This window comes from Dactylosporangium sp. NPDC006015 (assembly GCF_040614215.1).
Lineage (GTDB): Bacteria > Actinomycetota > Actinomycetes > Mycobacteriales > Micromonosporaceae > Dactylosporangium > Dactylosporangium maewongense.
Window position 1 is genome coordinate 50,947 of record NZ_JBEXUD010000032.1, and the last position, 10,454, is coordinate 61,400.

The following is a 10,454-nucleotide window of genomic DNA, read 5'->3' on the forward strand; positions in this document are numbered from 1 at the left end:
TAGCGGACGGAGCCTCCCGGCTCAGCCGATGAGGTCGAACTGTTCCCAGGGGCCGATCGCGGTGCGGTTGGCGATCAGCGCGGCGTTGCCGCCGTTCTCCGCCGTGACGTACCTGCCGTTGACGTCCGCCTTGAGGCTGACCGTGCCGTCGCCGTTGCGGACGAGCTGGAACTTCTCCCACGAGCCGACGGCGCCACGGTTGGCGATCAGCGACGCGTTGCCGCCGCTCTCCGCGCAGACGTACTGGTTGTTGGCGTGCGCGCGCAGCGCGATCAGCCCGTTGCCCGCGTCGATCCTGTCGAACTGTTCCCAGGGGCCGATCGCGGTGCGGTTGGCGATCAGCGGCGAGCCGCCACCGTTCTCGGCCGTGACGTACCTGTTGTTGGCCCGGGCCCGCAGGCTGATCACGGTGTTCGTGGGCACCGCGCAGTCCCCGGCGACCGCGCCGGCGGTGGTGAGGATGCCGCCGAGCAGGATGTGCAGGAACGCGGCCTCGGTGTAGCTCTCGGCGGTGTGCCCGAGCGCGGTGTAGAAGGACCGGCCGCCGTCGTAGTTCTGGCACCAGGTGGTGGGGTGGTCGCCGCCCATCGTCGAGCCGGTGTAGGACGTGTTGTCGACCGACGTGAGCACGTGCACGGCACCGCGGGGGTTGGCCTGGAAGTCGTACCACTCGTCGGTCCGGGTGAACGACGCGGCCAGCCCTTGCGTGGCCGGGTGCGCGGTGTCCTCGACGACGAGCCGGGCGGGCTGCGGGGCCGGGTGCCCCTTGAAGTAGGCGCCGACGAGCTTGCCGTACCAGGCCCATGCGTAGCCGCTGTCGCTTGCCGCGTGCACCCCGACGAAGCCGCCGCCGCGCTGGATGTACCGCTGGAACGCGTCCTTCCCGGCCTGGGTCGTGACGGGGTCGCCGGTGGTCGACAGGAAGATCACCGTCCGGTACGGGGCGAGACCGGCGTCGGTGAAGACCGCGTCGTCCTCGGTGGCGTCGACGGTGAAGTTGTCGGCGGCGCCCAGGTCGCGGATGGCCTGGACGCCCGCGGGGATCGAGTCGTGCCGGAACCCGGTCGTCTTGGAGAAGACCAGCACCTTGAACGACGCGTAGGCGGGCGCCGCGTGGCCCGGCGCGGCGGCCACCAGCGAGCCGACCACGGCGCAGACGACGGCGAGTGCCACCAACAGGGCACGGCGGACAGCGGACCGGGCGATCATGCGCACTCCTGTGGGGTCGTCACAGACGGGCCCGCCCGCCTCTCGGCGACAACCTACACACGGTTCGCGATCGCCGCTGACCCTCCGCCGGGCCGGCGCCGCCGCAGGCAGGGTAGGGACAGCCCTACCACGAAGACCAGGGCCGGCCGTGTGCCCTGATCGGCGGCGCTCGACAACGCTGAGGTGCATGCGAAACACGGTGGCCGTCGAGCTGCTCGACGTGACGAAGACGTACCCGGGCGCCGGGGTCCGGGCGCTGGACGGGGTGTCGGCGGCGTTCACCGCCGGCACGTTCAACGCGGTGATGGGGCCGTCCGGCTCGGGCAAGTCCACGCTGCTGCAGTGCGCGGCGGGCCTGGACCGGCCGGACTCCGGCCGGGTGCTGCTGGCCGGTCAGGAGATCGGGCGGCTGCGGGAGCCGAAGCTCACCGAGGCCCGGCGGAAACTGGTCGGGTTCGTCTTCCAGTCGTACAACCTGATCGACTCCCTCTCCGTCTGGCACAACGTGCTGCTGCCCCAGCGGCTCGCCGGGGCGCGGCCGGACCGGGCGTGGGCGCGGGAGGTCGTGCGCCGGGTCGGGCTCGCCGGGCGGGAGGACGACCGCCCCGCGCAACTGTCCGGCGGGCAGCGGCAGCGGGTCGCCCTCGCAAGGGCGCTCGCCGCCCGGCCCGAGGTGATCTTCGCCGACGAGCCGACCGGCGCGCTGGACCTGACGACCGGCCGGGAGGTGCTCGACCTGCTGCGTGAGGCGGTCGACGGCCTGCACACGACGATCGTCATGGTGACCCACGACCCGGCGGCGGCCGCCCGGGCCGACCGGGTGGTCTTCCTCGCCGACGGCCGGATCGTGACGGAGCTGGCAAACCCGTCGGCGGCGCAGGTCGCCGCCCAGATGACCGCCGTCACCGACCGCAAGGCCACGACCATGACCGGGAGCGCCCGATGATCCGCCTCGCGATCGCCACCCTGCGCCGGCACCGCGGCGCGTACGCCGGCACGTTCGTCGCCGCGCTCCTCGCCGTGGCGCTGCTCGCCGGCGGCGGGCTGCTGCTGTTCTCCGTCCTCACCGCGAAACCGCCGGCGGACCGGTTCGCCGCGACCTCCGCGGTCGTGGCGGGCGAGCGGGAGATCAGCCTGGAGACGGTGACCACCAAGCACAAGAAGGAAGGCAAGACCAAGGTCAAGCGCAAGGTCAAGACCGAGCGGCTGACCGGCGCCGGCACCCTGCCGGTCGACCTCGCCGGCCGGATCGCCGCCGTGCCAGGGGTCAGCTCGACCGTCGCCGACTACGCGTTCCCCGTACAGGCGACCACCGGGGACGGTCGCCCGCTGCGGGGCGCCGACGACGCGCCCGTCATCGGGCACGGCTGGGCGTCGGCGGTGCTCACCCCGTACACCATGAAGAACGGCAACACGCCCGGCGCAGGTGAGGCCGTGATCGACGCGGACCTCGCGGCACGAGGACACGTCGCGGTCGGCGACGAGCTGCGGGTCACCACCCGGACCGGGGCGCGAACCGTGCGGATCAGCGGCATCGCCGCACCCGCCGGCCGGGACGGGCTGCCCGCGCAGGGCGCGCTGTTCCTCGCCGACGCCGACGTCGCCGCCGTGTCGGGGCTGCCGGGGCCGACCGCGGTCGGGATCTTCGGCACCGCGGACCCGGCCCAGATCCGCGCCACCGTCCGCGCCGCCGCCGGTGCCGCCGACGTCCTCACCGGCGCCGACCGGGTCCGCGCCGACCTGCCCGGTGCGCTGCCGGACTACATCGGCCCGATCTCCATCTTCGGGTTCGTCATCGGCATCACCGCGTTCGCGGCGATCTTCGTCCTCATCGGCACCGTCACGCTCAGCGTCCGGCAGCGGCTGCGCGAACTGGCGCTGCTGCGGGCGATCGGCGCCACCCCGAAGCAGCTGCGCCGCGTCCTCGGCCTGGAGAGCGCCGTCCTCGCCGCCGTCGCCGCGCTGCCCGCCGCCCCGCTCGGCGTGCTTTTCGCCGGGGTCGTCGCCGCCCGGTTCCAGACGCTCGGCGCGGTGCCGGCCCAGTTCGAGGTCCGCGCCAACGTGCCGGTGCTGCTGCTCGCGGCGGCCGCCGGGGTCCTGGTCACGTTCGTCGCGGCGCGGATCGCCGGGCGGCGGGCGGTGCGGATCGCACCGACCCAGGCCCTCGTGGAGACGGCGACGGCACCGACCGGCGGCCTCGTCGTGCGGGTCCTCGCCGCGCTGGTCGCGACGGCGGGCGCGGTCGCGGTGCTCACGTTCGTGCCGCTGGACGGGCCGTTCGGCATGGGGATGAGCTTCATCTCCTCCGCCCTGCTGCTGTGCGCGGTCGCCGCCACCGGCCCGCTGCTCGTCCGCCTGCTGACCACGATCGTCGCCCGGCCGTTCGGGCTGGCCGGGCTCGTCGCCCGCGCCGAGTACCGCCGGGTCTCCGCCGTCGCCGTCCCGCTCGTGCTCATGTTCGCGATCAACACCGTCATGCTGCTCAACGGCGCCCTGTCGAGCCGCCTGGCCGGGCAGGAGCAGGTGGCCCGCTCGGCGCCCGCCACGGCCCAGGTCGCCGGTGCCGGCGGGCTGCCGCTGGACGCCGCGCGCCGCCTGGCCGCGGTGCCCGGCGTGACCGGTGCCGCCGCGCAGCTGCCGACCCGGGTGATCGTCGCGCAGGGCGGCAAGCCCGAGGACTACCCGGCGCAGGGCCTCCTCGTCACCGGCACCGACGCCGCCCTCGACCTCGGCGTCGTCGCCGGCGCGTACACCGCCGACGGGTTCGCGGCCAGCGCGGCACTCGTCCGGCAGTACAACTGGAACGTCGGCGACCTCGTCCCGCTGTGGCTTCCCGACGGCCAGCAGCAACAGTTGCGCCTTTCCATGGTGTACGAGCGATCGCGCGGCTTCGGCGACCTCGTGCTACCCGCCGAACTCGTCGCCGCCCACGACCCGCGCGGGCTCGTGCGCACGGCCGGCCTCCGGTACACGCCGGGCACCGACGAACGGATCCGCGCCGAGTTCCCCGGGCTGCGGCTCACCCCGACGCTCGACGCCGCGCCGCCCGGCGACGCGTCGAACCAGCAGGGCGCCTGGGAGCTCATGGTCGTCATCTCGCTCGGGTTCACCGCGATCGCCGTCGTCAACACGTTCGCGATCGCCGCCACGGCCCGCCGACGCGAATACGCCGACCTGCGTCTCATCGGGGCGACCACCCCGCAGCTGCACCGCCTCGCCGGCGCCGAGGCCGTCGTCACCGTCCTCGTCGGGCTGCTGCTCGGCGCGGCCGTGACCGGGATCGTGGTCGGGGCGTTCAGCATCGCCCAGGACGGCGTCTTCCGGGTGTTCGTCGAGCCTGTCACGTACGCGGCGATGGCCGGCGGCGTCGCTGCCCTCGGGCTGATCGCCGGGTTCCTGCCCACCCGGCTCATGCTGCGCCGCCGGGCGCTGGCGAGCCGGGTCTGACCCCGTACCATCTGCGATGATGCGCAAGATCATGGGTTCGGTGCGGCCGCTGGCGTACCTGGCGACCGCACCGATCGCCGGGGTGGTGGGGTTCGTCTGGAGCCTCGCCGCCACCGTGGTCGTCACGCTGCTGGCCGTCACCCAGCTCGGCGGGCCCGCGTTCCTCGGCGCGGCCTGGGTCACCCGCGCGCTGGCTGCCGTGGAGCGGCGCCGGGCGGGCTGGGTGCTCGGTGCGCCCGTCGCCGCCCCGTACGTGCCGGTGACCGGCGCCTGGCGCTCGCGGGTGGCCGGGGTCGCCGCCCAGCCGGCTACCTGGCGGGACCTTGCCTGGCTGGTCGTGCTCTTCCCGCTGGGCCTGGCCTGTGGCGTCGCCGGGCTTGTCGTCGCGATCGTCGACCTCGGCTCGATCGTCGCGCCGCTGTGGGCGTGGGCGGTGCCGAACCCGCACGCGCCGTGGCCGATGAAGCCGCTCATGACCACCGTTCCCGGCCGGTTCGGGCTCACCGTGGTCGGGCTGGCGCTGCTGCCGGTCGCCGCCTGGCTCGTCCGTACCCTCGCGACCGGCCTCGCCCGACTGGCCGCGGCGCTGCTCGCACCGGGCGAGCACCGCCGGCTCGTCGAGCGGGCCGCACGGCTCGCCGAGACCCGCCGCCGGGTCGTCGACGCCCAGGCCGCCGAGCTGCGCCGCATCGAACGCGACCTGCACGACGGCGCGCAGGCCCGTATCGTCGCCGCCGGGATGACACTCGCTCTCGCCGCCCGCAAGCTGCGCACCGACGGCGACGCCGCGCCCGACGTGGCCCTCGCCCGCCGCCAGCTCGACGACGCCCTGGCCGAGCTGCGCCGCCTCGTCCGCGGCATCCACCCACCGATCCTCACCGACCGTGGCCTGCACGCCGCGCTCGCCGCCCTCGCCGGCGACACCCCGTTCCCCGTCACGCTTCACGGGGCGCCTGACCACCGGTATCCGGCCGCGGTCGAGTCGGCCGCCTACTTCGTCGTCGCCGAGGGCCTCACCAACGCCGCCAAACACGCATCGGCGTCGACCGGCGCCGTCGACATCCGCCGTACCGGCGACACAGTGCACGTCACGGTCACCGACGACGGCCGCGGCGGCGCCGACCCCAACGGCCCCGGCATCGACGGCCTGCGCCGCCGCGTCGAAGCCCTCGACGGCACCCTCACCCTGTCCAGCCCGCCCGGCGGGCCAACCGTCCTGCACGCGGAGCTGCCATGCGCATCGTGATCGCCGAAGACCTGCTCCTCCTCCGCGACGGCATGATCCGCCTGCTCACCGACACCGGCCACACCGTCGTCGCCGCCGTCGACACCGCCGACGCCCTCGTCGCCGCAGTCACGGAGCACCGCCCCGACCTGTCGATCGTCGACGTCCGCCTGCCACCGGGGTTCCGCGACGAAGGCCTCCGCGCCGCGCTGCGCCTCCGCTCCGCCGACCCCGCCGCGAAGGTGCTCATCGTGTCGCAGTACGTCGAACGCGCCTACGCCGCCGACCTCCTCGCCGACGGCCGCGGCGGCGTCGGCTACCTGCTCAAGGACCGCGTCACCGACCTGGACGAGTTCCTCGACGCCGTCGAACGCGTCGCCGCCGGCGGCACCGCCCTGGACCCCGAAGTCGTCCGCCAACTCTTCACCCGCAACGCCCGCAACCACGGCGTCGAAGGCCTCACTCCCCGCGAACGCGAGGTCCTGCACCTCATGGCGCAGGGCCTGTCGAACACCGCCATCTGCGCGACGCTTGTCCTGGCCCCTGTCTCGGTCGAGAAGCACATCACCAACATCTTCGCCAAACTCGACCTCCCCCCATCCGACGACGCCCACCGCCGCGTCCGCGCCGTCCTCACGTACCTCAACACCTGACCGCCCTCCCAAAGCCGCCGACGCAGGCAACGCTGGAGACGACGCAACTCGGGTACGCCCGGGTCCTGGCAGCGAACCACCCCACATGCAGGAGGAGCACCCCGCGGACCCCGATGAACGGGTCGGCAACGCGGGACCACCCCCGCGTGCGCGGGGAGCACGGCGGCCCCCGCAACCGAGCAACTCGGCGCCACCGGACCACCCCGCGTGCGCGGGGAGCACTGCACCTCGATCTGCGCCGTCTCTGCCTTGATCGGACCACCCCCGCGTGCGCGGGGAGCACGACCCCGACCTGGGGGAAAGCCTGCAAGAGCGAGGACCATCCCCGCGTGCGCGGGGAGCGCGCGCACGGGTTGACGGACGTCACGGTCTCGGGGGGACCAGCCCCGCGTGCGCGGGGAGCACCCGCTGCCGACGCCGCACGACCTGCGGCACACGGGACCACCCGCGCGCGGGAGGAGCACTGTGTGGTGGGCCGCATGGCCTCGACGTAGTAGGGACCACCCCCGCGTGCGCGGAGAGCACGATGGCGGGAGCTGCTTGAGTTCGGTGTCAGCGCTTCCGGAAATTGCCCCCTTGCGAGTCGGCGGGTTCCAGGCCCGGGGGTCAGTCTTTCGGGAGCGGCGACATTCGGTGACCTGCGGACCATCGCCGCGTGCGTGGGGGCACCACGAATGGCGTTCATTCGCGGTGCGGAGAGCAGGACCATCCCCGCGTGCGCGGGGAGCACCTCCTGTGGCCGGTCTACAACCACAAGAAGAACGGACCATCCCCGCGTGCGCGGGGAGCACGAGGTCACCCACCGAGTGTTCGGCGCGACCTTCGGACCATCCCCGCGTGCGCGGGGAGCACTGATCCTCGAACCCGTCCGGCGTGTCCGGCGTGGGACCATCCCCGCGTGTGCGGGGAGCACCCGGCACCGGAGCGCGGATTCCAGTGCTCGACCGGACCATCCCCGCGTGCGCGGGGAGCACTCACCCGCGCTGTCATCTGTGGTGTCGGTCGCGGGACCATCCCCGCGTGCGCGGGGAGCACAGCGGGAACGTTCTTGGGCTGATGGGCGACCTGGGACCATCCCCGCGTGCGCGGGGAGCACGGCGCCGGCGTAGGAGAGGGCCGTCGCGATCCGGGACCATCCCCGCGTGCGCGGGGAGCACAAGCTGCACCTCGCCGCCATGAAGTACCCGAACGGACCATCCCCGCGTGCGCGGGGAGCACCCGGTCAGGCCGAGGCCTGCGTTGCCGGCGAGCGGACCATCCCCGCGTACGCGGGGAGCACGTCTCGTCGTCGACCTGGACGAGGTCGAAGGCCGGACCATCCCCGCGTGCGCGGGGAGCGCCTGGCGTCGTAGTCCTCGTGGCCGCGGAACGGCGGACCATCCCCGCGTGCGCGGGGAGCACCGCCTGCGCGACCGGATGCTCGTCCGTGAGGGCGGACCATCCCCGCGTGCGCGGGGAGCACACCTGGCGGTCCGGCCACCGCTGATCACATCGGGGACCATCCCCGCGTGCGCGGGGAGCACTCGCCGCCCTTGACGACGAGAGAGCCGACCAGAGGACCATCCCCGCGTGCGCGGGGAGCACCAGGTGACTCACGGCGGACCGCAGTTCCGCCACGGACCATCCCCGCGTGCGCGGGGAGCACAAATACGGTCCGGTCGTGACCGTAGTTGACGTCGGACCATCCCCGCGTGCGCGGGGAGCACCCCGGGTCGAGCCAGACGAACGGACCCGAGCCGGGACCATCCCCGCGTGCGCGGGGAGCACGCGTCGATCAGGCTCAGGCTGGCGCGCCGGTCCGGACCATCCCCGCGTGCGCGGGGAGCACAGCAGCGCGAGGGCGAGGGCAGCGCGGCGGGCCGGACCATCCCCGCGTGCGCGGGGAGCGCACGATCCTGTTGCGGTCGGGGGTCGTGGCCACGGGACCATCCCCGCGTGCGCGGGGAGCACTTCTGGCTGGTCGTCGTCGCGCTGATCGCGTTCGGACCATCCCCGCGTGCGCGGGGAGCACATTCAGTCGGCGCTGTCCGGCCTGAGCAGCTGGGGACCATCCCCGCGTGCGCGGGGAGCACACGAGCCCGCTCTCGGGGCGAATCACGAAGCCGGGACCATCCCCGCGTGCGCGGGGAGCACGGCCCGTTCAGCGGCGAGGGTGCCGCCCGCGACGGACCATCCCCGCGTGCGCGGGGAGCACAGCTTCGACGTCACCAGCGCCGACTGGTCGGCCGGACCATCCCCGCGTGCGCGGGGAGCACCGACGCTGTCCGCGCCGGCCGACGCGCTCACGAGGACCATCCCCGCGTGCGCGGGGAGCACTCCCTGGGGGCGCTCAGGGGGGTGACGGCACCCGGACCATCCCCGCGTGCGCGGGGAGCACGCCGGGTCCACCATGCAGCAGTGCAGGATGTACGGACCATCCCCGCGTGCGCGGGGAGCACGGCGCCTACCTCGGCGGCATCACGTCGGTGTCGGGACCATCCCCGCGTGCGCGGGGAGCACTGCCCGGTCGCGGTGTCCTGCCAGCGCCCGCCGGGACCATCCCCGCGTGCGCGGGGAGCACGCGATGAGTCGGTGTTCGCGGACTTCCCCGTGTCGGACCATCCCCGCGTGCGCGGGGAGCACCCGCGGCCGGCCTCAGCAAGATCGGCAAGGTTGGGACCATCCCCGCGTGCGCGGGGAGCACCTGGCGGCCGCCCGGGACCGTTCCCCGAACGGCGGACCATCCCCGCGTGCGCGGGGAGCACGACATGCCGTTCTCGATATTGGCGTCGCGGACCGGACCATCCCCGCGTGCGCGGGGAGCACAAGAGTGTCCTGTGCGTGCTCGCGCCCGCGCAGGGACCATCCCCGCGTGCGCGGGGAGCACTTGCCCGCGTTGCCCATCGCGATCCGGTCCTCGGGACCATCCCCGCGTGCGCGGGGAGCACGAGAGCGTCCGCACGCAGGTGCGGCACAACGTCGGACCATCCCCGCGTGCGCGGGGAGCACCTGGCGGCCGCCCGGGACCGTTCCCCGAACGGCGGACCATCCCCGCGTGCGCGGGGAGCACGACATGCCGTTCTCGATATTGGCGTCGCGGACCGGACCATCCCCGCGTGCGCGGGGAGCACAAGAGTGTCCTGTGCGTGCTCGCGCCCGCGCAGGGACCATCCCCGCGTGCGCGGGGAGCACTTGCCCGCGTTGCCCATCGCGATCCGGTCCTCGGGACCATCCCCGCGTGCGCGGGGAGCACGAGAGCGTCCGCACGCAGGTGCGGCACAACGTCGGACCATCCCCGCGTGCGCGGGGAGCACACCTCGGTCGTGAAGGTCCCGAAGTACACCGACGGACCATCCCGCGTGCGCGGGGAGCACACTGGATCGCCGCCGGGCGCCCGTACGCGCTGAGGACCATCCCCGCGTGCGCGGGGAGCACGCTGGGTCGTAGACCTCCGCGGCGATGCGGAACGGACCATCCCCGCGTGCGCGGGGAGCACGACTGGACGCACATGCCGATCAGTTCGAGTTCGGGACCATCCCCGCGTGCGCGGGGAGCACCCGCCCGGCATGACCGAGCAAGCGGAGAGCGACGGACCATCCCCGCGTGCGCGGGGAGCACCCACGCATAGATCAGGTAGGCGATCGCCTCCCGGGACCATCCCCGCGTGCGCGGGGAGCACGAGGAGGTGAACACCATGAAGGCGTACATGAAGGGACCATCCCCGCGTGCGCGGGGAGCACAACCTCGGCCTGACGCTGCCCGAACACCCCGGGGGACCATCCCCGCGTGCGCGGGGAGCACGTCCGACGTCTGCCCCAGGTCGATCACGTCGCGGAGCGCGTACTGGGGACCATCCCCGCGTGCGCGGGGAGCACGTCCGACGTCTGCCCCAGGTCGATCACGTCGCGGAGCGCGTACTGGGGACCATCCCCGCGTGCGCT

General features: G+C 74.0%; 5 protein-coding genes and 1 CRISPR repeat array. Of the genes, 4 read left to right on the forward strand and 1 reads right to left on the reverse strand.

Annotation, left to right across the window (positions count from 1 at the left end; all coding sequences use genetic code 11):
- Positions 1-21: 21 nt before the first annotated feature.
- Positions 22-1,209: a ThuA domain-containing protein gene (locus ABZ321_RS39885; protein WP_344500266.1), complete on the reverse strand. Its 1,188-nt coding sequence runs from the start codon at positions 1,207-1,209 to the stop codon at positions 22-24.
- A 187-nt stretch (positions 1,210-1,396) separates the two neighbouring features.
- On the opposite strand from ABZ321_RS39885, the gene ABZ321_RS39890 reads away from it, so the two are divergent.
- From ABZ321_RS39890 to ABZ321_RS39905, 4 genes are read left to right on the forward strand one after another with little or no spacing between them, the layout of a single operon-like run.
- Entirely contained in the window at positions 1,397-2,155 is a 759-nt protein-coding gene (locus tag ABZ321_RS39890) for an ABC transporter ATP-binding protein (protein WP_354900759.1), read from the forward strand.
- Complete coding sequence (locus tag ABZ321_RS39895; protein ID WP_354900761.1) at positions 2,152-4,656, forward strand: ABC transporter permease; 2,505 nt, start codon at positions 2,152-2,154, stop codon at positions 4,654-4,656. Before ABZ321_RS39890 ends, ABZ321_RS39895 begins: the two co-directional genes overlap by 4 nt.
- 19 nt (positions 4,657-4,675) lie before the next feature.
- Positions 4,676-5,902 (forward strand): sensor domain-containing protein, encoded by a 1,227-nt coding sequence (locus tag ABZ321_RS39900; RefSeq protein ID WP_354900763.1) that lies wholly within the window; start codon positions 4,676-4,678, stop codon positions 5,900-5,902.
- On the forward strand, positions 5,890-6,534 hold the full coding sequence (locus ABZ321_RS39905; RefSeq protein WP_354900765.1) for a response regulator transcription factor: 645 nt from the start codon (positions 5,890-5,892) through the stop codon (positions 6,532-6,534). The genes ABZ321_RS39900 and ABZ321_RS39905 overlap by 13 nt, the downstream gene beginning before the upstream one ends.
- 642 nt (positions 6,535-7,176) lie before the next feature.
- A CRISPR array of direct repeats spans positions 7,177-10,388; the repeat unit is 28 nt; unit sequence GGACCATCCCCGCGTGCGCGGGGAGCAC.
- Positions 10,389-10,454: the final 66 nt, after the last annotated feature.

Excerpts from the sequence above, each read along its gene's own strand:
- ABZ321_RS39905 (WP_354900765.1), top strand. The coding sequence starts at position 5,890 with ATGCGCATCGTGATCGCCGAAGACCTGCTCCTCCTCCGCGACGGCATG.
- ABZ321_RS39885 (WP_344500266.1), bottom strand. The coding sequence starts at position 1,209 with ATGATCGCCCGGTCCGCTGTCCGCCGTGCCCTGTTGGTGGCACTCGCC.
- ABZ321_RS39900 (WP_354900763.1), top strand. The coding sequence starts at position 4,676 with ATGCGCAAGATCATGGGTTCGGTGCGGCCGCTGGCGTACCTGGCGACC.
- ABZ321_RS39895 (WP_354900761.1), top strand. The coding sequence starts at position 2,152 with ATGATCCGCCTCGCGATCGCCACCCTGCGCCGGCACCGCGGCGCGTAC.
- ABZ321_RS39890 (WP_354900759.1), top strand. The coding sequence starts at position 1,397 with ATGCGAAACACGGTGGCCGTCGAGCTGCTCGACGTGACGAAGACGTAC.